33 protein-coding genes are annotated in these 21,956 nt (G+C 35.1%); 9 read left to right on the top strand and 24 right to left on the bottom strand.

Annotation, left to right across the window (positions count from 1 at the left end):
- Positions 1-31: 31 nt before the first annotated feature.
- The 16 genes from M2139_RS01575 to M2139_RS01500 form a co-directional block, all read right to left on the bottom strand.
- Entirely contained in the window at positions 32-406 is a 375-nt protein-coding gene (locus M2139_RS01575; RefSeq protein ID WP_280736961.1) for a phage replication protein, read from the bottom strand.
- Between the two features lie 39 nt (positions 407-445).
- Positions 446-652: a hypothetical protein gene (locus M2139_RS01570; protein WP_280736962.1), complete on the bottom strand. Its 207-nt coding sequence runs from the start codon at positions 650-652 to the stop codon at positions 446-448.
- Positions 653-712: 60 nt separating this feature from the next.
- A complete protein-coding gene (locus M2139_RS01565) occupies positions 713-1,252 on the bottom strand; it encodes a hypothetical protein (protein WP_280736963.1) in 540 nt (179 codons plus the stop codon).
- Positions 1,242-1,727 carry a hypothetical protein gene (locus tag M2139_RS01560; RefSeq protein WP_280736964.1) on the bottom strand — a complete coding sequence of 162 codons (486 nt, stop codon included), beginning with the start codon at positions 1,725-1,727 and terminating at the stop codon, positions 1,242-1,244. The genes M2139_RS01565 and M2139_RS01560 overlap by 11 nt, the downstream gene beginning before the upstream one ends.
- A 165-nt stretch (positions 1,728-1,892) precedes the next feature.
- Complete coding sequence (locus tag M2139_RS01555) at positions 1,893-2,051, bottom strand: hypothetical protein (protein ID WP_280736965.1); 159 nt, start codon at positions 2,049-2,051, stop codon at positions 1,893-1,895.
- Between the two features lie 70 nt (positions 2,052-2,121).
- On the bottom strand, positions 2,122-2,331 hold the full coding sequence (locus M2139_RS01550) for a hypothetical protein (protein WP_280736966.1): 210 nt from the start codon (positions 2,329-2,331) through the stop codon (positions 2,122-2,124).
- Between the two features lie 2 nt (positions 2,332-2,333).
- Positions 2,334-2,561 carry a hypothetical protein gene (locus tag M2139_RS01545; protein WP_280736967.1) on the bottom strand — a complete coding sequence of 76 codons (228 nt, stop codon included), beginning with the start codon at positions 2,559-2,561 and terminating at the stop codon, positions 2,334-2,336.
- Positions 2,562-2,895: 334 nt separating this feature from the next.
- Entirely contained in the window at positions 2,896-4,452 is a 1,557-nt protein-coding gene (locus M2139_RS01540) for a DUF5906 domain-containing protein (RefSeq protein WP_280736968.1), read from the bottom strand.
- Complete coding sequence (locus M2139_RS01535) at positions 4,449-5,330, bottom strand: primase alpha helix C-terminal domain-containing protein (protein ID WP_280736969.1); 882 nt, start codon at positions 5,328-5,330, stop codon at positions 4,449-4,451. Before M2139_RS01535 ends, M2139_RS01540 begins: the two co-directional genes overlap by 4 nt.
- Positions 5,327-5,590 carry a hypothetical protein gene (locus M2139_RS01530; protein WP_280736970.1) on the bottom strand — a complete coding sequence of 88 codons (264 nt, stop codon included), beginning with the start codon at positions 5,588-5,590 and terminating at the stop codon, positions 5,327-5,329. The genes M2139_RS01535 and M2139_RS01530 overlap by 4 nt, the downstream gene beginning before the upstream one ends.
- Positions 5,580-5,810: a hypothetical protein gene (locus M2139_RS01525; protein ID WP_280736971.1), complete on the bottom strand. Its 231-nt coding sequence runs from the start codon at positions 5,808-5,810 to the stop codon at positions 5,580-5,582. Before M2139_RS01525 ends, M2139_RS01530 begins: the two co-directional genes overlap by 11 nt.
- A 167-nt stretch (positions 5,811-5,977) precedes the next feature.
- Entirely contained in the window at positions 5,978-6,163 is a 186-nt protein-coding gene (locus tag M2139_RS01520; RefSeq protein WP_280736972.1) for a CopG family transcriptional regulator, read from the bottom strand.
- Positions 6,164-6,521: 358 nt separating this feature from the next.
- Positions 6,522-6,821: a DNA-binding protein gene (locus M2139_RS01515; RefSeq protein ID WP_280736973.1), complete on the bottom strand. Its 300-nt coding sequence runs from the start codon at positions 6,819-6,821 to the stop codon at positions 6,522-6,524.
- Positions 6,822-6,872: 51 nt separating this feature from the next.
- A complete protein-coding gene (locus M2139_RS01510; RefSeq protein ID WP_280736974.1) occupies positions 6,873-7,001 on the bottom strand; it encodes a hypothetical protein in 129 nt (42 codons plus the stop codon).
- On the bottom strand, positions 6,998-7,831 hold the full coding sequence (locus M2139_RS01505) for an ORF6N domain-containing protein (protein WP_280736975.1): 834 nt from the start codon (positions 7,829-7,831) through the stop codon (positions 6,998-7,000). Before M2139_RS01505 ends, M2139_RS01510 begins: the two co-directional genes overlap by 4 nt.
- 3 nt (positions 7,832-7,834) lie before the next feature.
- Positions 7,835-8,026 carry a hypothetical protein gene (locus tag M2139_RS01500; RefSeq protein WP_280736976.1) on the bottom strand — a complete coding sequence of 64 codons (192 nt, stop codon included), beginning with the start codon at positions 8,024-8,026 and terminating at the stop codon, positions 7,835-7,837.
- Between the two features lie 139 nt (positions 8,027-8,165).
- On the opposite strand from M2139_RS01500, the gene M2139_RS01495 reads away from it, so the two are divergent.
- Complete coding sequence (locus M2139_RS01495) at positions 8,166-8,777, top strand: helix-turn-helix transcriptional regulator (RefSeq protein ID WP_280736977.1); 612 nt, start codon at positions 8,166-8,168, stop codon at positions 8,775-8,777.
- 55 nt (positions 8,778-8,832) lie between these two features.
- Positions 8,833-9,978, top strand: coding sequence for a site-specific integrase (locus tag M2139_RS01490; RefSeq protein WP_280736978.1), 1,146 nt, complete (start codon positions 8,833-8,835; stop codon positions 9,976-9,978).
- 86 nt (positions 9,979-10,064) lie between these two features.
- On the opposite strand, the gene M2139_RS01485 is transcribed toward M2139_RS01490, so the two are convergent.
- From M2139_RS01485 to M2139_RS01465, 5 genes are read right to left on the bottom strand one after another with little or no spacing between them, the layout of a single operon-like run.
- Positions 10,065-11,138 (bottom strand): ABC transporter substrate-binding protein, encoded by a 1,074-nt coding sequence (locus M2139_RS01485; RefSeq protein ID WP_280736979.1) that lies wholly within the window; start codon positions 11,136-11,138, stop codon positions 10,065-10,067.
- Positions 11,135-11,980, bottom strand: a complete 846-nt coding sequence (locus M2139_RS01480) for an ABC transporter permease (protein ID WP_280736980.1) — start codon at positions 11,978-11,980, stop codon at positions 11,135-11,137. The genes M2139_RS01485 and M2139_RS01480 overlap by 4 nt, the downstream gene beginning before the upstream one ends.
- Entirely contained in the window at positions 11,977-12,786 is an 810-nt protein-coding gene (locus M2139_RS01475) for an ABC transporter permease (RefSeq protein ID WP_280736981.1), read from the bottom strand. Before M2139_RS01475 ends, M2139_RS01480 begins: the two co-directional genes overlap by 4 nt.
- A 4-nt stretch (positions 12,787-12,790) precedes the next feature.
- A complete protein-coding gene (locus tag M2139_RS01470; protein WP_280736982.1) occupies positions 12,791-13,876 on the bottom strand; it encodes an ABC transporter ATP-binding protein in 1,086 nt (361 codons plus the stop codon).
- Between the two features lie 36 nt (positions 13,877-13,912).
- Positions 13,913-14,455, bottom strand: a complete 543-nt coding sequence (locus M2139_RS01465) for an XRE family transcriptional regulator (protein WP_280736983.1) — start codon at positions 14,453-14,455, stop codon at positions 13,913-13,915.
- Between the two features lie 307 nt (positions 14,456-14,762).
- On the opposite strand from M2139_RS01465, the gene M2139_RS01460 reads away from it, so the two are divergent.
- The 4 genes from M2139_RS01460 to M2139_RS01445 are packed head-to-tail and all read left to right on the top strand — an operon-like array spanning position 14,763 to position 17,709.
- Positions 14,763-15,752 carry a YhdH/YhfP family quinone oxidoreductase gene (locus M2139_RS01460; RefSeq protein ID WP_280736984.1) on the top strand — a complete coding sequence of 330 codons (990 nt, stop codon included), beginning with the start codon at positions 14,763-14,765 and terminating at the stop codon, positions 15,750-15,752.
- 1 nt (position 15,753) lies between these two features.
- Entirely contained in the window at positions 15,754-16,488 is a 735-nt protein-coding gene (locus tag M2139_RS01455; RefSeq protein WP_280736985.1) for a phosphopantothenate--cysteine ligase, read from the top strand.
- Between the two features lie 13 nt (positions 16,489-16,501).
- Positions 16,502-17,050: a phosphopantothenoylcysteine decarboxylase gene (gene coaC, locus M2139_RS01450; RefSeq protein ID WP_280736986.1), complete on the top strand. Its 549-nt coding sequence runs from the start codon at positions 16,502-16,504 to the stop codon at positions 17,048-17,050.
- A gap of 23 nt (positions 17,051-17,073) precedes the next feature.
- Positions 17,074-17,709, top strand: a complete 636-nt coding sequence (locus M2139_RS01445) for an ECF transporter S component (RefSeq protein ID WP_280736987.1) — start codon at positions 17,074-17,076, stop codon at positions 17,707-17,709.
- A gap of 64 nt (positions 17,710-17,773) precedes the next feature.
- Here M2139_RS01445 and murB read toward each other — a convergent pair whose 3' ends face one another.
- Positions 17,774-18,676: a UDP-N-acetylmuramate dehydrogenase gene (murB, locus tag M2139_RS01440; RefSeq protein WP_280736988.1), complete on the bottom strand. Its 903-nt coding sequence runs from the start codon at positions 18,674-18,676 to the stop codon at positions 17,774-17,776.
- Between the two features lie 181 nt (positions 18,677-18,857).
- On the opposite strand from murB, the gene M2139_RS01435 reads away from it, so the two are divergent.
- Complete coding sequence (locus tag M2139_RS01435; protein ID WP_280736990.1) at positions 18,858-19,613, top strand: exodeoxyribonuclease III; 756 nt, start codon at positions 18,858-18,860, stop codon at positions 19,611-19,613.
- 22 nt (positions 19,614-19,635) lie between these two features.
- Positions 19,636-20,172 carry a 3'-5' exonuclease gene (locus M2139_RS01430; protein WP_280736991.1) on the top strand — a complete coding sequence of 179 codons (537 nt, stop codon included), beginning with the start codon at positions 19,636-19,638 and terminating at the stop codon, positions 20,170-20,172.
- Between the two features lie 62 nt (positions 20,173-20,234).
- Here M2139_RS01430 and M2139_RS01425 read toward each other — a convergent pair whose 3' ends face one another.
- Together M2139_RS01425 and tsaE are read right to left on the bottom strand one after the other, a co-directional pair.
- Positions 20,235-20,759 (bottom strand): GNAT family protein, encoded by a 525-nt coding sequence (locus M2139_RS01425; protein ID WP_280736993.1) that lies wholly within the window; start codon positions 20,757-20,759, stop codon positions 20,235-20,237.
- 15 nt (positions 20,760-20,774) lie between these two features.
- Positions 20,775-21,263 (bottom strand): tRNA (adenosine(37)-N6)-threonylcarbamoyltransferase complex ATPase subunit type 1 TsaE, encoded by a 489-nt coding sequence (tsaE, locus tag M2139_RS01420; RefSeq protein WP_280736994.1) that lies wholly within the window; start codon positions 21,261-21,263, stop codon positions 20,775-20,777.
- 218 nt (positions 21,264-21,481) lie between these two features.
- On the opposite strand from tsaE, the gene M2139_RS01415 reads away from it, so the two are divergent.
- Positions 21,482-21,955 (top strand): DUF2922 domain-containing protein, encoded by a 474-nt coding sequence (locus M2139_RS01415; RefSeq protein WP_280736995.1) that lies wholly within the window; start codon positions 21,482-21,484, stop codon positions 21,953-21,955.
- Position 21,956 lies beyond the last annotated feature (1 nt).

The following is a 21,956-nucleotide window of genomic DNA, read 5'->3' as shown; positions in this document are numbered from 1 at the left end:
TTTCAATATCCCTCTTTCTAATTGTTTTATTCTAATCGCCTTTCTTTATATTTTGCTCTAGCTGTTCTACTCGTTCTTGAATATCGTCTAACTCTAACGAACGATAAGAAATATCTAAAATGTTTTTAGCAGCTTGGACACGAGCACTAGGCGTATTATCTTGATCTAACATAATCTCATGTAAAACACTAACCGCTTCTTCTGATACCTTCTGCAAACGTGCAGTAACTTGTTGCATGGCTTCACGTCTAAGCACTCGGTACTCTAACAAAAACTTTTCATCTTTCAAGTATTTATAACCAGTTGTACGATTAATCTTGGCCACAACACAGGCTTTTTCAATTGATGATTCTGTTAGCAAGGCTTTCAAAAAGCGTTCCTGTCTAATGTTCAATTCTTCTGCCATAATATCTACTCCTTTCTGATAAATTGTTGAATTTTCTTGTTAATCGTCGGTCTTAGAAATATCATCAGCAATCACAAGCTCATATCTATTTCTTATTACATAATCTTCAAGCTCTGATTCTGTTAATCTTTCTTCACCAAAAGTACCATCAGGATTCATAACAATAAATAAAACGCCATTCGTATCATTACCAATTGAATTTTCTAGCTTTTCTAATCGCCCTATTAACCTTTGTCTAAAAAACATATCCCTAAAACACCTCATTCATACAAATGTTTATTCAATCCTTATAGATAGGAAAAACTGTTAAATCGGCTCTTTCTCAAACCCATTGCCCAATAATTTATTTACCAGGTATTCGTCTTTAGGCAACGTAAGGACTGCTGCATCTAATACACTACCAATCACGTAACTATCAAAATAAAGATATTCCCTTTTTAGTGCTCTCACATAATAAAATCCATCACCTATCTTTAGTTTAAATTCAGTTAGCTTTTCATTGACTAGTTGCTGGCTTTCCGTCATTGCACGCCCTAATTTAGCCTCGATACTCGCTCTCTTTTTCATATAGTCATTCTTAGAAATGCCGTATTGCTCAGCTATCACGCTATCAGTTATAGGTATAAGCGAAGTATAGCAACCTAAATCGTAATTGTAGTTACAAAGCTTTTCAGATTTATAATACTTATCAATTAAAACTTGTCTCTCGTCATCGGTTAACGTCTTTAAAGCATTGAAAAATACTTTAGCTTGTTCTATTGACCTTTTAGGTAAATACTCCCTAGCCTCTTCATAGTATCGCCATTGCCTTAGATAATAGGATGGTCTTACATGGTCATATCGCAAAAAAATCATACATCCTTTCTAAATTACTATCTACATCATCAGTACAATCCGTTTCTTCCGGTTCAATCCCTTCTCTAAAACATAAAGCTGTTTCTATCTCATTGATTTCATCTAAAGTTTTCTTAATTAGATATTCCGGACAATTAGTTAACGGATAACTTACTAGAAAATTTCTCTCCTGTGTGGTTAGAGTTGCTAAGAATCGAGAAAAATGTTTCTTCCTAAAAACATATCGTTGAATACGCCTATCTATTGAATCGAGATTTAGCAATAGCTCTTCTACTTCGTTATCTGGTCTAAAACCTTTAGTAACCATTTCAAATTGATCGTTATAGACTTTTCTGTATTCAATATGAGTGGCCATGTTTTGAAAATAGAAATCTCTTCTAAGTATTTTTTTCCGATATTCTAAACGACTTATAATAAAAGAAAGGGATAAATAATTTTTTATGACAATTTCATCAAATGGATCCAACTATTTTTTACTCCTTCCTTTTAAACAAAAAGAGGACACAAGTCTTTATTCCGATTAAGAAATAAAATACTTGTATCCTCTGGTTCTTCCTAGTAAGATACTACCACTATTCAACTAACGTTATTATACCACAATTACCGCTATTTTTATACTTTTCTATAGTGTTTAGACTACCTTTTTAGGTGCATTTTCTTCTAAAAGTTCTGCAGTAATTGTTTCTGATTTTACAACTTTTCCATCCTTTACTAGCAACCTTACTTCACCATACAACGGTAAATCTATCGTAATTGCTTTGTTGTTTTTATCAATATAAAGTTTATCCATTTTTATTTTCTCCATTCTGTATATAATTATAATTTGAAAATCGTTCATTTTAGTATATAGCTATAAAATATTAGGTTCTATAAAGCAGCGAAACAGTTATATAACTTGAAAAAGCCTCATCACTACCATAGTGATTGCTACATTGTAGGATATTTTGAATCTCGATATTAGGATTCTTAGACAGAAAATCATTTATTTTTTCTTCAATTGTTATAGCACCATGTCTTTTTTCAAAATCTGATATCTCATTAATTCCTTCAAACATTTTTACTTTCAACATAACTAGCCCTCCATAATATTTTTTGTATGCAACATTAAAAATTCACTATTAGCCAAAATTGTCATTGATCCGTCTTCGTGATGGAACCTACATATTTTTGTTTCTTCTGAAAAGTCTATAAGTGTTATTTCTTTGAAGTTCATCCCTAATTTTCCACCAAGTTTTGCTACCGCAGGTCGTTCAAAGCCTTTAATCTGATAAAATACCTGTTCAATATCATTTCTAATCATAAAAAAATCCTCCTTTTTAGTGGTTATCCATAAATATCCAAGACAGTATCCATGTTTTATGAATACATTTTTTTGTTTGCTAAATTTGAAGTTGTGCCATTAAAACAACCTGGATGTTCTGTAAAATGTTCCATAAAAATCCCCTTGTTCTAATCAAATTGTTCCATAAAATCCATAAAATAGCTCTATACCTTATATATAAATATTTATATTATATATTAATTTTTAATCTCTTTATAAAATTAAAATTATATGGAACTTACGGAACAACTATTGGTATATAAGCAATTTAGTTGAACAAAACATGGAATTTTTATGGAACAAAAGAGGTACCTTATGGATATTCTTCATGGCAAAAAGTTAGTTTTAATTCAACTCCTATATAACGCCATTGACTTGAGCCGCCATCATTATATCCCTTTCTACATTTTCTCTTTGGGTGTCCTTTCTTATCAAGGTATTTAGTCAATTCTTGAGCACTTCTTGTTTTGAAACCATTAATTTGAAGAAATGTTTTCAATTCTTTATAAACTGTCGCAGCTATTTCCCCTCTATCATCTCCCTTGTGAAGTTCTGTGGCTTCAAATAAAAACTGTCCAATACGATCATTGTCGAACAACCAAGCACATTTAGCTTCTTCCATAATGGCACTTTTTGTAAAGGTCGCCTTTGTACCATTAAATATCTTCCTAAATTCACAGATACACTTATAAACAAATGCTGGAGCTTCCTTTTCTATTGCTTTAATATCTTGCTGTTTCCAAAACGGAGCATCATTATCTCGTTGATTTCCAACGGTTATTGGAATTACATTTAAACGATCCGCAAACCCTTGAGATAAATCATTAAAGTGAAAAAATTCATTTAAACTAAAAAGCTGTTTAGCATGGTTTTCAAAAGTAAAAGATTGAATCCCTTTATATTCTGCTTTTAATCTATCTCCGCCTGTTAGACGTTTTAAAATACCAGAGTTCTCAATATAAGCTTTTTCTAAATCACCGTTAATATTAGCTGCCTTCCCAAGTAAACTCACGACTGAAAATTTATCCGTGGCTAGTTCATACGGTGTTACCGCCGAGCTATTTTGTTTCGTAATATAATTTTCAATTATCAATTTTAAAAAGCTTGATTTCCCTTCTCCGCCTTCTCCATAGAAAAACAACATATCTTGAGCTGGTGCATGGCTTCGATAAAACATATACCCTATGAATTGTTTCATAAATAAATCACTTTCACCAAGAAAACCACTAAACAGTTTATCAGTAGCCGGTGTTTCTCTACCACTTATATCTATTTCATAATCAAATGCCATTAGAATATAATCATTCGGGGCATTTTTTCTTAGTTCACCAGTTAAAATATTGTAAGTACCATTTTTAAATACTACTAACTCCGGTCGACTTTCCTCAAATGGTGTAAGTATTGGATAATTTGGATCATATGTTTTTTGTTTTATATAACGACTCACACTTCCAATGAATTTTTGTTCGTAATAACCCCATTTTTGCAAAGTAACCAAAGTTTGATTTTCCGAAAAAGAAATCATTTCATTTTTCCCGAAATATCGCCATGCTCCTCTCTTAGGATCATAAACAGCACCTTCTAATAACGTAGGATACCTTACTAAATTAAAATCATGGATAATACTATCTCCCATTTCTTCATGATTAAAGCCATGAATAATGTCTAGTTCTTTGCCCGATACAATCCAAAACCATGGTGGTGTGGTATTTTGTAGCTCCTCAACTTTTTCATCTCTTAATTGAATAGCTGCTTCTTTGTCAGTCATGCTATTAAGCTTTGCCTTCAACTCTGCTATAGCAACGTTAATATGAAAAGGTTTAATTGTATTCTTTGCTTGTAGTTCTCGTAATTCTTCTAGTTCGTTCACTGACTCAACTCCCTTTTAGCGATACTATAAAACGTTGCTTCTAATTCTTTTTGTTCTAACGGTGGATTAAAATGACTATTAGCAAACTCTACTAACTCAAAAACAGCTCCTACATCCACTGCTCGGCTTAATAACTGGCCTGTAATCTTTGCGATATGATTATTACGGCCACCCTCATCACAACCTAAAACAAGGCTTTCAAGAAGTTCTGTTGTTGTGTTACGATAACGAGTAACATTGCCATTAACAGGCTTTCTCACTACATTCTTCTGATTTTCCTTCCATTTCTTAGCACCTTCCAATAATTCTACTAGCTTTAATACTTTCTCACCTTTATGAATTAAAATAGTCTCTGCTGGATTGTATGGTGTGATAACAGGCAATAACATAATTTGCGACCAAGTACGGTTGCTACTATCTGGAACACCGTTTATTTCTTTACATATGTGTTTAGTAAAAAAGTCCACCAACAATTTGTAATCTGCTTCCTTTTCTATAGAACCTTTAAACGGTACTATCAAGCGGTATCTAACGCCTTTCACACCATTGCTAACACTTGGATAGGCAATATACGAAACATCACTTAATGCCCTTTTAAACCACTTTACAAGCTCCCCTTCTGTTACAATTACATCATCAAGATCCAATACTAAACAATCCCTAGATAATAGATTTTCATTTTTCCGAGTCAATTCTTTCATATTTCCAGATATGAAACCTTTTAACTTCTTCGTTTTTAATACATCCATCTTTTTGGTATTAGTTAAAACTTCTTCATCAAGTATTTTTTGCGGATTATAACTACCGAAAAAGTCCAATAGCGGCACATCTACAGGCTCATTCATCAAACTAGGTCTTACAGTTCCTATATAAATCATTTCTGCAATACCTCCTGTTCACTAAGATTATTTTTTAAACTAATTACTTTATCTGTTATGACATCTTGCAAAGTAACTAATTGATCTATATATCTATCAGTTTCATAAGCTAACAACTTGCTTGAATTATTTTTTACTGCTCTATACTCCAACGCTGACCCTTGGATTCCTTCAAGTAATTCACTAAAAACAAAAAGCAAATTGTTTATCTGGTTTAACTCTATACCCACTTCATAATTATCCATTGGTTTATTTTTCATGATTGCCCTCCACGTCTTCTTCAAACGAAACATAAAAGTCATCTAATAGTTTTGCTTGATCTGATAGAAATTCTGTAATTTTAGGTAAAATAACTTTACATGTATAGCCATTCATCCCTAGTTCTTTTCTGTTAAGCACATCATGAGAACTTAACAAATCTGACATCAGTTCATTGGTTGATTGTGCATATCTGATAATACTTTCTTGTAATTCATTCATTATTTAATTCCCCATTTCATTCGATTTGAGGGTACAAAAATACCCTTATACTTAATCACAGCAAATAAGCTGAATTGACGTATAACGGCATGCAGTGGTATTATATTTACATGCCGTTTATACGGTGGTGGCTCTATAGTTGTTCAAACTTTCGACGGGGAGAACGATTATAGAGTTTCTTTTTTGTCTAATTCTTGATAAATCCTTTCAATCCCTTCACGTACTACATGAGAGCGACTACTGTCATTTCTGGCTACGATGATATCAAGCTTTGTTAACAACTCATCGTCAACCCTTACTCGTAACATATAATCTTTTGGCTTATCAGCTAGACGTTCTTTTTTAGCAATCAAAGTTATTCACCTCTTTCTATGTTGCTACATAAATAATAGCTCATGTAGCAACATAGGTCAACACTTTTTTCTAAAAAATAAACTGCATGCATTATATTCAGTTTTCAAATATCAATTTTTGTGTTATAATAAGAACAAAGAAATGGCTATTTCAAGCCTTTTTGTGTGCCTTTAACGTTCGCTTTGGTCGGTGGAATCGTTAAGGCTTTTTCTTTTTTTGTGGGAATCGTATAACATACTTCTAAAACAACGTTGCATGATTAATACCTCCTAATTAGACTTAATGCGACTGACAATTGACTTTAGCGACTTTACTGTTATGTGCTCCATTACTGGAATATCCTGCCCCACGCTAGGTTTATTTTGCATTCTCTTTTAAAAATCTATCTGCTTCAGCTTTGCTAATTCGCTCATAGCCATCAACCAAAATTACCTTGATTAGTCCATTTTTGATGAGCTTTTTCGTCAAGGTATTGTAACTTGTACCAAGATACTTAGCAGCTTGCGTGTAATTCATCACTGCAGGCTGTTCTAGCTTCTTTTTGTATTCTTCGATAAAAGTTATCGCTTGCTGTCTTCCCTCTTTAGCGGCTGTTTCTTTGATGACCTCACGTAATGCTGGTGATAGGTCTAATTCATCAATGCTTAGTTTTGCCATGTTCTCACCTCCTTTTTTTGACGTTTGGGAATTATTCAATTTAACATACCTCTAAAACATACCGTAGAAAATACTTTGCTTTATTTTATCAATTGGATCTTTGCTACTATTCGGATGTCGTTCAAATGCACGATGCCATAACCGGCGTTTAAAATTCGTTGTGTCTAATTTGATAATCATTTTTCTAACCCCTTTCCTAGTTCCGCTACTGCCGCTTCAAAGTAAAACCATTGCCAACGTGGCGCACCATTCACATCTTGTTGTTTCCAGCAGCCATAAATATTCGAGAACTCATTTTTTTCATAGTCAGACTTCAAACCTAACTTATTGGCCAACCGACCAACCTTATTTTTAGACACGCCTAACCGTTCACCAATTTCCGTAGCATTAAACACCGGCGGTTCTTCATCCAACACTAAATGCAAGGCTGATTTTAAGTAACGCTGTTTTTCTTCCTCGTCTTCAATCTCCATGGCAATCTTATAAATCAGTTCACCGTGCTTGGTTGCGGCATTCTGCTTCATGATTTCTAGCCGTTCTTGGTTCAAATACTCAGATGTTCCAAGTTTTACCGATTGTCGCATATTGAAATAACCATCTACTAATTGATCGTAAAGTTCCCAAGCTAAATCATCTTCAAGGATTTTTAAAAGTTTGCTGTAACCTCGTTCGGATAAGATATAGATATTATTAGCGGCATTAATCTGATTTTGACTGAAACCAAACGTTTCAAAAGTCAGTGGCTCAGACCCACCGAGTTTGCTGTCGTTCCGAACGACCGCGGAATTGTTATCGCCCTGAACGATGACTTTTAAATCTAAAATATCTACGCCATCTTTGAAACGTTTTCGATTGCGATTTATTAGCTCGTTGATGTGTTTTACTTCCTTACCATGAACCCCCGCAATCTCCTTAACTAGCATTGCTCGCTTGCCATTACCAAAACCTCCTTCAATGCCTGTGAATTCAAGTTTGCCTACTTTCTGTTTGCCTGTTACTTTTAGTTCCATTCCTTACACCCCTTTCATTCGTTCCGCCAGTAACTCATCAATCGCCTTTTCAACTCGTGCTTTACGCTCATCGTTTAATTCGGTTCTTAACCAAACACAAAAGCGACTATCAGACAAATCTAGTTTTTCTGCAACTTCCCAATTTCGCAATCGGTTTAAAAAAATGCGGTCTCGTATTTCTTGATTAGCTTTCATAGCATTACCTCCTCCTTTTACAATAACAACGCCGTTGTTAAATGAATTTTAACACAACACCGTTGTATCAATCAACAACGTTGTTGTACTTTTTTTGGAATTCTGCTAAAATAAATTTAAAAATAAGGAGGAGATAAGTTTGAACCGAATAAAATCAGCTCGGAAACGTAAAAAAATTAGTCAAAAAGAACTAGCTGACCAATTATCCATCACTCAACAAGCTGTTAGCTATTATGAAAACGGCACACGCACACCAGATAAAGATACTTTAGAGACAATCGCCTACTTGCTTCAAGTGCCACCGGAATATTTGACTGGAGAAACAAATGACCCCGACGGTTGGGGTTTATGGGAAGACGCTACAGGGTTCAAAGTTGATACAATAAAAAAAGAAATTGCTCGAATGAAAGACGCTCGCCATGTTATAGGTGATTCCGACAATTTACAAAATCTAATTGGTCAAGCAGTTAACAATCTAGATGGACGCGGTAATACTGACCGAGGAATAATTAATCATATTGCATACGAGGTCATTAATCTTCACTCCTGCTTAAAAGACAGATATGAAGATCAACAAAAACTAGAAAATTTATTAGGTGAAGGTAACACAAGAATCAGACCAGCTACCCTAAAAAATGAAGATATAATTTACGATGATTTAAACGTTATTGCTTATGAAAAGGCTATGGCCGTTCTAATTCAAGCTAGAAGAGACTTGCAACAAATCCCTAACGACTTATCATTAAAATAATACTACCCCCCCCACTACATAAACGCCCCACGTTAGGTACTGGGAGGAAAACAACATGGCAACATTCAAGCAATACGAAAAGAAAGATGGTACTAAGGCATGGCAATTTCAAGCATATCTTGGTATTGATCCAATTAATGGAAAACCAATAAAGACCACTAGAAGAAACTTTAAAACAAAAAAAGAAGCCCAACTTGCTTTATCACGTCTGCAAGTGAACTTCGAAAACGGCGAGTATGGTAAAAATAAAAACTACACTTTTGAAACAGTCTACCAAATGTGGTTAGAACAACATCAAAATACGGTTAAACCTACCACGGCGGAAAACATTGAGAAACGATTTAAAAATCAGATATTGCCACTACTGGGCGACTTAAAGATTGAAGCGATCAATACTTATATTTGTCAGAAAGCTGTTAATGAATGGTTCAAGAAAGTTGTAGCATATCAGCAAATAAAATCTTATGCTTCACAAGTCTTTAATTACGCAATCAATAATGGCATTATTAAAAGCAATCCTATGCAGCGTGTCATTATGCCTAAGAAAAACGGACTACAACAAAAGAAAGTAGACTTCTATTCCAAAGAAGAACTGCAGCAATTCTTTGATTGTATAAAAAAAGAAAACAATTTAAAAATGCTCGCTTTCTTTAGAATTGCAGCTTTTGCCGGGTTACGACGTGGCGAACTAAGTGCTTTAACTTGGTCTGATATTGACTTTGAGAAAAAGCGTATTACAGTTGATAAAAACTTAGTACTGGTACGTAATGAGTTTACAATCCAATCTCCAAAGACCCGAAGCTCAAATCGGACTATTAGTCTTGATGAAACCACATTGGCCATCTTAAAAAAATGGCGATTGAAACAAAGAGAAAGTTTATTCTATCTTGGCAGAAAAAACTCATTGAATTTAATTTTTACAAATTCTACCGGCAAAACTGGAGTTGATTTCTTATATCTCACCTATGGTTCAAACTCATTGAAGTATCTTAGTGATAAATATGGCATCAGAAAAATAAAGCTTCATGATCTAAGAAAGACTCATGCAAGTTTACTATTTGAAGCCGGAGCAGAAATAAAAGATGTTCAAGAACGTTTAGGCCATTCAGACATTCAAACTACCTACGCTGTCTATATAGGTGTATCTAAAGATCGTGAAGAAAAAATAGCAAATCAGTTTGCAAAATATGTTAATTTTTAGCAAATGGCATTCAATATGGCATTCAATCACAAGAAAAAGGACTTACATTCATTGATTTAACAACGTTTATAAGTCCTTTTTATCTGCTATTTCCGATACATCTTAAACTCCAAAAATAAATCATTATAAATCCCTAAATATTCACTACCTAAGTCTTCGTAAACTTCTAAATGGCTAATAATTTCATCGCTAGGATAAAATTGCTCATCGCCAGAAATTTCCGCTGGTAACAAAGCCACAGCTTCTTTATTTGGGGTTGCATAGCCAATATATTCTGCATTTTGAGCCGCGTTTTCTGGTTCCAACATAAAATTAATAAAAGCGTAGGCACCCTCAATATTTTTCGCAGTTTTCGGGATAACAATATTATCAAACCACAGATTTGAGCCTTCTTCAGGGATAACATAGTGTAAGTTTTCATTTTCCCACAACATTTCAGCGGCTTCCCCTGAAAAAGTTACCGCTACAGCACTTTCTTCGTTAATCATATACATTTTGATTTCATCGGCAACAATCGCTTTAATATTGCCAGTTAAAGTGTTTAATTTTTCAGCAGCCGCTGATAATTCTTGATTGTTTTTACTATTTAAAGAATAGCCTAGACTTTGTAAACCAAAGCCCATAACTTCTCTGGCACCGTCAATCAACATTAAATTATTTTTCAAGCTTGGTTGCCATAAATCATCCCAATGCTGAATTCGGGTACCTTCAACCATTTTGTCATTATAGGTAATTCCGACAGTTCCCCAGAAATAAGGAATGGAAAATTGGTTGTCTGGATCAAAAGATAAATCTAAAAAGCGTTGGTCGATATTTTCTAAGCCGACAATTTTTTTATGATCAATCGCTAGTAGCAAGTTTTCTTTCATCATTTTTTGAATCATATATTCGCTAGGAATGGCGATATCATAGGCTGTACCGCCTTGCTGAATCTTAGTAAACATCGCTTCGTTGGAATCAAAAGTTTCGTAATTTACTTTATAGCCAGTTTCGGATTCAAATTTTTTAATTAAATTGGGGTCAATGTAGTCTCCCCAGTTATAAATCGTTACAATATCAGCACCTGCTACGCCACTAGATTTTTCTAAGTGGCGGACAGACACCAGTAAGATAGCGATAATCACTACAATACCGCCGATTAAAGAATAGACTTTTTTCATCGCAGTTGTGCCACCTCCTGCGCTTCTTGGCGTTTTTTACGTGCTTTTTTCGAAGTATTATCTTGGCTAATAAAATAGTAACCAATCACTAAAATCATTGAAAATAGGAAGACTAACGCACTTAAAGCGTTAATCTCTAAGCTAATTCCTTGGCGAGCACGAGAATAAATTTCAACTGCCAAAGTTGAAAAGCCGTTGCCGGTTACGAAAAAAGTAACCGCAAAATCATCTAAAGAATAAGTAAAAGCCATAAAATAGCCGGCAATCACACCAGGTGTCAAAAACGGCAAAATAATCCGTTGAATCACTTGCAAATTGCTAGCGCCTAAATCGCGAGCAGCATCTACCATAGAATCATTCATTTCTTTTAACTTCGGTAAAACCATCAAAACCACAATCGGAATACTAAAGGCAATGTGAGAAAGTAAAACACTGAAAAAACCTAAGCGGAAACCACCCACGATTGAGCCGATAAAAGTAAAGAAAATTAAGAAACTTGCCCCGATAATGACATCTGGTGAAACCAACAAAATATTATTAAAGCTTAACAACAAATTGCGGCTTCGTCTTTTTTTCATATAATAAATCCCCATCGCACCAAAAGTGCCGATAATCGTAGCGATTAAAGCCGATAAAAAAGCCAACATAAAAGTGTTTAAAACAATAATTATCAGACGACTGTCTTCAATTACCGCTTGATAATTATCCCAAGTGAAACCGGTAAAAGTTGTCATGCTACCGCCCTCGTTAAAGGAATAAAAAATCAAATAGAAAATGGGGGCATATAATAAAGCAAAAATAACTACCAAATAAACATTAGACCAACGAAATTTTTTCGTCATGATGCCCGCCCTCCTTTTTTCTTTTCTCCGGTGGCAATCATCACCACAAACATAGCGATAATCAGGATAACGCCGATAGTTGAACCCATGCCCCAGTTTTGGGTCACTAAGAAATGTTCCTCAATCGCTGTTCCTAACGTAATTACGCGATTACCACCAATTAAACGGGTTAACATAAAGAGTGATAGCGATGGAATAAAGACGGCTTGAACGCCACTTTTTACACCATTTAATGACAGCGGAAAAATCACGCGGCGAAAAGTTTCCATGTTGTTCGCCCCTAAATCACGACTTGCACTAATTAATGAAGGATTCATTTCTTCCAAGGCATTAAAAATTGGCATAATCATAAATGGCAATTCAATATAAGCTGCCACAAATAAAAAACTAAAATCAGTAAAGAGAATTTGCTGCTTACCAATACCAATAAAACTCAAAAACTCATTAATTGTGCCATGAGCACTAAAAATTCCAATAAAAGCATAAGCTTTCAACAATAAGTTCACCCATGTAGGTAAAATGACAAGCATTAACCAAAGTTGTTTATGCTTTAATTTTGTTAAAAAATAAGCGGTGGGATAACTAATCAATAAAGTAAACAAAGTAATTAAAAAAGCATACCAAACAGAATTTAAAGTCATAGTTAAATAAGTTTTGGAAGTAAAATAAGTAGCATAGTTCGCCAAAGTAAAATGGCCGTTCATATCAAAGAAAGATTGATAAACAATCATTAAAACGGGTGCAATGACAAACAATAGCAACCATAAATAATAAGGAAGCGAATAAATCCGGCGAATATTTCTCATGGGCTTATTCCTCGTAGCTTTCTAAACGAGCATCGAAATCTTCTTCTGACTCGTTAAAGCGCATCACATGAATATCTTCTGGTTCAAAAAACAAACCAACTTTACTGCCTTCTTTCGCTTTGCGGGTAGAGTGAACCATCCATTCGTTGCCTTGCTCGTCATAACAAATGATTTCATAATGAACGCCACGGAATAATTGCGTATCCACTTCAACGACCAATTTGCCTTTATCCACAGTAGTAACTGATAAATCTTCAGGACGTAAAACAATTTCCACTGGCTCATTTTTCCGCATGCCACCGTCCACACATTCAAATTCTTTGCCGACAAATTCTACTAAATTATCGGCTCGCATCACACCGTTTACGATATTACTTTCCCCAACAAAATCAGCGACAAAATGGTTGATTGGCTCATCATAAATATCAACCGGCGTGCCACTTTGAACGATTTCTCCTTTGTTCATAACGAAAATTTCATCACTCATAGCTAAAGCTTCTTCTTGGTCGTGAGTCACAAAAATAAAGGTGATGCCTAAACGCTGCTGTAAATCCCGCAATTCATATTGCATATCTGTCCGTAATTTTAAATCCAACGCTGACAAAGGTTCATCTAACAGCAAAACTTTCGGTTCGTTGACAATCGCTCGAGCAATCGCCACCCGCTGTCTTTGGCCACCTGACATTTCAGAAATTTCACGATTTTCATAGCCAGCCAACTGCACCATTTTTAAGGCATTATTTACTTTTTGCGTGATTTCATTTTTAGGTATTTTTTTTATTTTCAAACCAAAAGCGACATTATCAAATACATTCATATGAGGAAATAAAGCATAGTCTTGGAAAACTGTATTGACCGGTCTTTTATTGGCAGGAATATCATTGATGCGTTTCCCTGCAAAAAGCACATCTCCAGAAGTCGCTTCAGCAAATCCCGCAATAATGCGCAAAATCGTGGTTTTCCCACAACCTGAAGGACCTAATAAAGTATAAAATTTTCCTTCTTCAATCTCAAAATTAACCTTTTTCAAAACTTGCTCATCTTCATAGCTTTTTACAATATCTTTAAAAGCAATAATCGTATTTGCCAAAATCTTCACCTTCCTCGTATTGATTCATTTTTATTTTTATAAATAAGATTCTGTCGCTACTACAATTAAGCGACTCGTGCCTTTGCTACGATTAAATAATTGGTGGGGTTCCGTTGCTTGATAATAGAGAGATTCGCCTTTTTTGGCACGATAGACGGTTTCTCCTAAACGTAAACCAACAGCTCCTTGCAAAACGTAAACAAAGGTTTCGGATAAAGAAGGCTCAAAAGTTTTATACTCTCCAGCTTCTTGAAAAGTTACCACAACAGGCTCCATCTCTTTTTCATTGGATTCGGGAATTAACCAATTGAGTTTAAAGCCGTTTTCTTCATCTATATATTCAGTCGCATCATCTTTTGTGTAATGGACTTTTTGACCATAAGTCTCCTGCCTGAAAAATTCTTCAGGTGTGCTACCGAGGACTTCTAAAATATTAAAAAAAGTTTCCATTGAAGGCGAGCTTAAATCCCGTTCTAATTGGGAAATATAACCTTTAGTTAAATCTGTTCGCTCGCCTAATTCTTCTTGCGTTAAGTTTTTTTGAACTCGCAAATTGCGTAGCTTTTCACCAATTTCCATAAAAGTTATGCTCCCTCTTTTTAAGTTATTATCGTAAAAAATAAAAAATTGTCGTTTTGTTTACTTATACTAAACACGAAGTTTATTTTCACCCTCATTTAGTATACAAATTTTTATAAAAAAAACAAGCTTTTTTTACGTAATTCTTATTTTTTATAAGGGAAAATGAAAGCTAATCAATTTGTATAAATAGCTTTACTTTATCAAAAGAATAACTTGTTATTTACTCAGCAATTTTTTAATCGAAAAAATGTTGTTATTAGATGCTTTGTGTTAAAATGAATAATAAAAAAAAGGAAGTGTTAAAATGTCTTCATTTCAAGCCTTGATGGTTACTAATGAAAATCAATTTCAAAGAACATATAAAAGCTTAACTAATAATGATTTACCTGATGGTGATGTGACCATTCAGATTGCATATTCTGGCGTCAATTTTAAAGATGCCTTAGCTTCTATTGAAAAAGGTGGAGTAATTCGTAATTATCCCATGACGCCCGGGATTGATGCTAGCGGAACGGTCATTGACAGTCAGCATCCAAATTTCCAAGTTGGCGATGAAGTCATTGTGACTAGCTATGGCTTTGGGGTTACTCATCCTGGTGGCTACAGCGAAATTCAACGGATACCAGCTGAATGGATTGTGCCTTTGCCAGCTGGCTTATCTTTAAAAGCTGCTATGGTTTTAGGAACTGCTGGTTTTACCGCAGCTTTGGCGGTAGCAGCCATAGAAGAAGCCGGTTTAACTACTGACAGTCGTATAGTGATTACTGGTGCTAGCGGTGGCGTAGGTAGTATGGCTTTAGCGATGCTGCATAAATTAGGCTATCAAAATTTGACAGCCGTTACTCGTAAAAGCAGCGCCCACTCTTGGTTAACCGCTTTAGGTGCTGCGGAAATCGTAACTCCTGAAGCCCTAATTCCAGAAAAATTAAAAGCTTTAGCAAAACAAGAATATGATTTTGCGATAGATACTGTTGGTGGCAAATTAGCTGAAGCTTTAATTCCTAGCTTGCAATATGGTGGTAGCATGGCTCTTTGTGGCAACGCTAGTGGGATTCAATTGCAAACGACTGTTTTGCCTTTTATTTTGCGAGGGGTTAATTTATTAGGAATTGATTCTGTCAACACACCAATGAATAAAAGAAAAGCGATTTGGCATCGTTTAGCAACTGATTTAAATGTTACTGAAAACTTAAAAGTTAATGAAGTTGGCTTTAATGAATTACCAATAGTTTTTGATAGTTTATTAACTGGCACCCATGAAGGTCGTAGTATCGTTAAGATTGGTGGAAAATAAAATGCGGATTTTAATTACAGCTGGTGGCACTTCAGAAGCAATTGACCAAGTACGGGCGATTACCAATCACTCAACCGGCAGTTTAGGGGTGGCTTTAGCAAAAGTCGCTTTACAAAACGAAAAGCTTGAAGTTGACTATGTTACAACTAAATCAGCCTTAAAACCAACTGAAAACTCACGTTTACACTTATATCTGATTCAGTCAACGGCAGACTTATCGGCAACTTTAAATCATTTGCTTGAAAAAAATACTTATGATATGGTTATTCACAGTATGGCCGTTAGCGACTTTACTACCGAAACAGCTTTTTCTGAAGAAGAACTAATCACTGCCTTTTTAGCAAAAAAACCAGCTTTAACAGCAGCTGATTTAAAAACTTTCTTCAATCATTTAACAGCGAAAACACAACAAGCTAGCAAAATTTCTTCTGATACAGAACGTTTAATTATAACTTTGAAAAAAACACCTAAAGTCATTCAGCAAATTAAAAAATTGCAGCCTGAAACTTTATTAGTTGGTTTCAAATTATTAGTGGATGTTTCTAAGGAAGAATTGTTAAGTGTTGCTGAAGCAGCCTTAATTAAAAATCAAGCTGATTTTGTTTTAGCTAATGATTTAACTGAAATTGCGGGTGAAAAGCACCATGGCTATTTGCTAGCAAAAAATGGTGAAATGCAAGAAGCCCACACAAAAGCTGAAATTGCGGATTTAATTTTACAACAATTAGAAAAATAATGAGGTGAGTCTTTTGAAAACAATTCTTTTAGGGGTTTCTGGTAGCATTAGTGCTTATAAAGCTGCTGATATTACCAACGAACTTACAAAATTAGGTTATCAAGTTGATGTCGTGATGACGAAAAGCGCACAAGAATTTATCACACCTTTAACTTTACAGTCCTTAGCAAAACGTCATGTTCATACGGATGTTATGGACGAACCAGATGTGGCTTTAATCAATCATATTGAATTAGCGAAGCGTGCCGATTTATTTTTAATCGCCCCTGCTTCTGCAAATATTATTGGTAAAATAGCAAATGGCACTGGTGATGATTTATTATCAACCGTTGCTTTACCTTTACAAACCGATGTACCAAAAGTCATTGCACCAGCTATGAATACTTATATGTATCAAAATCCAGTGGTGCAAAGAAATCTGGCTACCTTAAAGGAGTTAGGTTACCAAGAAATCGAACCGCGGGAAGCTTTATTGGCTTGTGGTGATTATGGTAGAGGTGCACTTGCTACCGTTGAAACGATTGTTGATTACTGTCAAAAAATCTTGGCAGACAAAAAATGATTAGGAAAGGTTTTTAAATAGAAATGAAAAATACACGAACTTACACGCTAACTGCGTTATTTTTAGCATTATTAATTTTATTAGCAACAACTCCTTTAGGCTACATCAATTTAGGGGTGATTAATGCAACCACCATGCATATTCCGGTAATTGTAGCTTCCATTGTTTTAGGGCCAAAAATTGGTGGATTTTTAGGTGGCGTCTTTGGATTAACTAGTATGATTAGAAATACTGTTATGCCAGTGCCGCTATCTTTTGCTTTTTCACCTTTCATCCCTGTTTATGGCACTGATACTGGAAGTTGGAAAGCTTTAATTGTAACTTTAGTCCCCCGAATTTTAATCGGGGTGGTTCCTTACTTTGTTTACAAATGTTTAAACAAACTTTTGAAAGAAAAACAAAAATCTATTTCATTGTTTATTGCTGGTATTTTAGGTTCAATGACCAATACTTTATTAGTCATGAATCTGATTTATTTCTTATTTAAAGAACCTTATGCTGAAATGAATGGCAAAGCTGGCGCGGCTTTATACTATTTCGTAATCGGAATTATTTTCGGCAACGGTATTCCTGAAGCAATCGTAGCTGGTATCACTGCTTCCGCCATCTGTATGGTACTATTTAGAATTATTAAAACAGACCAAAATTATAATCTATAACTACAAAAAATCATTAAGCCCAATTAAAAGGCTTAATGATTTTTTTATCAGCTATTAGTAAAAATTATGCTTCTTCCCCAATGATGCGGACTTCTGTTTCTAAATCAACCGCAAATTTTTCTTTAATTACTTGTTGAATGTGAGCAATTAACTCTACATAATCAGTGGCTGTTGCTTGATTGATGTTAACGATAAACCCAGCGTGCTTTTCAGAAATTTGTGCACCGCCCCATTTTAAACCTTGCAAACCAGCATCTTGAATCAATTTGCCAGTAAAATAACCGACTGGACGTTTAAAAACACTGCCGCAAGAAGGATACTCTAGCGGTTGTTTTTCTTCCCGTAAAGCAGTTAATTCAGCCATGCGCGCTTTAATCGTTGCTTCATCCCCATGACTTAAATCAAAACGAGCTTCTAAAATAATTGCCGCTTTATCTTGCAATTTACTATGACGATAACTAAAATCCATTTCCGCTTTCGTCAAAGTTTCAATTTCGCCATTACCATTAATAATCGTCACGCTAGCGAAAACATCTTTAATTTCACCATCATAAGCGCCGGCGTTCATAAAGACCGCCCCGCCAATACTACCAGGAATCCCGCAAGCAAATTCCATGCCTGTTAATTGATGCTCCAAAGCTACATAAGTCGTGTCAATCAACTTAGCACCCGCTTCAGCAATCACAGTTGTGCCTGACACACTTACCTGATTCATTTCCGCAAGCATCACGACCACGCCACGAATGCCGCCATCTCGCACGATTAAATTGCTAGCATTGCCTAAAACTAACCATGGTAAATTTTTTGTTCGACAAAAATTTAATAAGGCTTCGACTTCTTGACGATTTTTAGGAAAAGCTAAAATATCAGCTGGTCCACCTGTTTTGGTGAAGGTATAATTTTTTAAAGGTTCATTAAATAGTAATTTCAATTCAGGTAAAGCTTGAGTGATTTTTTCTTGATTCATGGATAAAAAGCTCCTTACTCATTTCAGCGTATTAATTTTTCAATTGCCATTATTCTACCACAAAAAGAAACTTCCTTCATTAAAGAATGTAAAAAGGCGAAATTTCGCAAACACTTCCTTTTTTGGCAAGAATGAATTATCATTTAGGAGAAGTAACTGATTACTGGAGGTTGAATGATAAATGAAATTTATTTCTTGGAATGTTAATGGCTTACGCGCGATTGTTCAAAAAAACTTTATGGAAGCTTTTCAAGAGCTAGATGCAGATTTTTTCTGTTTACAAGAAACAAAACTGCAAGCTGGCCAAATTGATTTAGAATTAGCTGGTTATACGCAATATTGGAATTATGCAGAGAAAAAAGGCTACTCTGGCACGGCAATTTTTGCTAAAGAACCTGCCTTAGCCGCAACTTATGGCATCAGTATTCCCGAACACGATCAAGAAGGCCGTGTGATTACATTAGAGTATCCAGAATTTTTCATCGTCACTTGCTATACACCAAATTCTCAAAACGAATTGAAACGCTTAGATTATCGTATGACTTGGGAAGATGCTTTTAAAAATTATTTACTTGATTTAAAAGCGAAAAAACCCGTGATTATTTGTGGAGATTTAAATGTTGCTCATCAAAATATTGATTTGAAAAATTGGAAAACCAATCAAAAAAATGCCGGCTTCACTCCTGAAGAACGTGAAAAATTCAGCACTTTATTACAAAGTGGCTTTACTGATACTTTCCGCTATTTTTATCCTGAAACAGAAGGCGTTTATTCTTGGTGGAGTTATCGCTTTAACGCCCGCAAAAATAATGCAGGCTGGCGCATTGATTATTTCCTAGTTTCTGATGATTTACAACCAAAATTAACGGATGCTAAAATTCATACAGAAATTTTAGGTAGCGATCACTGCCCAGTGGAAGTTACTCTTGATTTTTAAATAACTTGAAAGGATTGTCTTCATGAACTTTATCGCAATGGACTTTGAAACAGCTAATCATGAAAAACACAGTGCTTGTTCGTTAGCGTTAGTCATGGTTCAAAACAGTCAAATTGTCGGAGAATATTATACATTAATTAAACCCGAGACACCTTTCTTTTATCGCAACATTCAAATTCACGGCATTCAGCCTGAAGATGTTGCTGATGCACCAGAGTTTCCGGAAGTTTGGCAACAAATCAAGCAATACTATCAAGAAAATCGCTTAATTGTCGCCCATAACGCTGGTTTTGATACCGGAATTTTAGCAGGTTGTTTAGATTATTATCGTTTGTCGCGACCTGAATATTTATCTCTTTGTACCGTTGAAACAAGTCGGAAATTATTTCCGGAAATGAGAAATCATAAACTTAATACAGTTTCAGCGGCTTTAGGGATTACTTTAGAGAATCATCATGATGCTTTAGAAGACAGTCGCGCTTGTGCCAACATTTTACTTTATCAAGAAGCTCATTTCGGAACAGCCCCTTTAAAGAAACTCGTTCGTTATCAATCATAAAAAATTGAATGCAGGTAATCGCTTTTGCTGAATAAAAGCGATTACCTGCATTTTATAATCAATCAATTAATTAATTTACTCATTAAATAAACATCTAAAAATTCCCCATCACTACTGCGAGCACCACGAGCAAGCGTACCTTCAATTGCAAAACCTAAATGTTGATATAAAGCCACCGCTCGCTGATTTCGCACTTGCACGGTTAACTCTAGGCGATAAATCAGTTGGCTCTCTTGCGCCCAAGCAATTAATTCTTCCAATAAAAGATGCCCTAAACCTAAGCCCCAATATTCTTTTAAAACGCTAATGCCCACTTCACCAATATGCTGCAAGCGTTCCGCATCATCGCCCCGCACTGAAGCCGTGGCAATCATCTCATCTCCCAACCAAGCTGCCAATAATAAATTATTTTCGCTATGGTATAACAGTTCTAATTGCAAAGCTAAATCAGCCACCAACAAATCCATACCGGCTTCATCCATAATCAAAAAGTCCGTTTCCTTGCCTAACTGCTGACTGACTGCTAATAATGCCGCCGCATCATCAGGAAGCACTTCGCGAATCGTAATATCTAAATCTTCACTCATTTTTTCAACTCGTTTCTAGTTAACAATGCTTGCTAACACCCTTTCTTTAAAGGCTTGGCTTTTTTCCCCATAAGCCGTTAAAGTCACTTGGCGTTCTTCAAGATTATCAGGATTTTTAGTTAAAATTAGTTCTAGATAGTCTCTTGGTAGCGCATCAGCTAGTAAATTGCCCCACTCAATTACTGATAAGCCATCACCTTCAAAATATTCATCTAAGCCTAATTCATCGCCAGCTTCTGCCACCCGATAAACATCCATATGATAAAGCGGCAGTCTGCCCCCTTCATACTCACGAATAATCGTATACGTCGGACTTTTAATCATCTGTTGGATTCCTAAACCTAAAGCAATGCCTTTAGTTAAAGTTGTTTTGCCTGCCCCTAAATCACCTGTTAAAACTAAATTATCACCAGCTTCAGCGACTTCACCAATTTTTTTAGCAAAAGTTTCTGTAGCAGTTGTATTTTCTAAAATCACAATTATTTCCTCATTTCTAGCAATCATCGCTTTCAAAAAAATTATAGAGCTTATTGCCTTGTAAAGCAACTATCTTGCTAAGCAAAAAATAAATTCAGCTTACTAAAACGTTATTAATTTTTAAAATACAAAAATTTATATAAACAAAGTTGAAAAAAATTATTTCTCAAAATAGGGTGACATTTTCCTTGCTAGCTTTCGTATATAGATTGTAGCAGATAAATTAGAAAAAGGAGCCGACTATCATGAAAAAATTACACTTAACTTTTTGGAATCAAGACGGCAGTAAGAAAACTTTCGTCATTCATCAAGTAGACCAAAATTTAACCCCGGAAAAAGTTTACTATTTAATGAATAAATTGATTGAGTTAAAGCTCTTTGTAAAAAATGGTATTCAACTCTGCACTAAAATTCACAGTGCCAAATATGTTGAAGTGATTACCACCCCGCTATTTAATGTTAGTAAAGAGCCAGAACAAGAAGCTATTTTAGAAGAATTAGTCAATCAAAAATTTGCCGAAATCGCTACGGAAAAAGCTGTCCAGCAAACAAATACCTTAACTATTACAAAAAAATACTACCCTTTAATAGAACAAATCAAGTTCTATCAAAGCATAGTATTTCAATGGCTAGTGCTAGAAATCACTGCCTTTTATCAAACCTGTGAACAACTATTTTATCAAAAAAATAGTCATTGGCAACGGGGTCCAGATATTTAAG

The sequence above is a fragment of the Enterococcus sp. PF1-24 genome (genome assembly GCF_029893325.1).
Lineage (GTDB): Bacteria > Bacillota > Bacilli > Lactobacillales > Enterococcaceae > HY326.
Note: the sequence above shows the minus strand (reverse complement) of the source record. Positions and strands in the feature narration are given on the sequence as shown.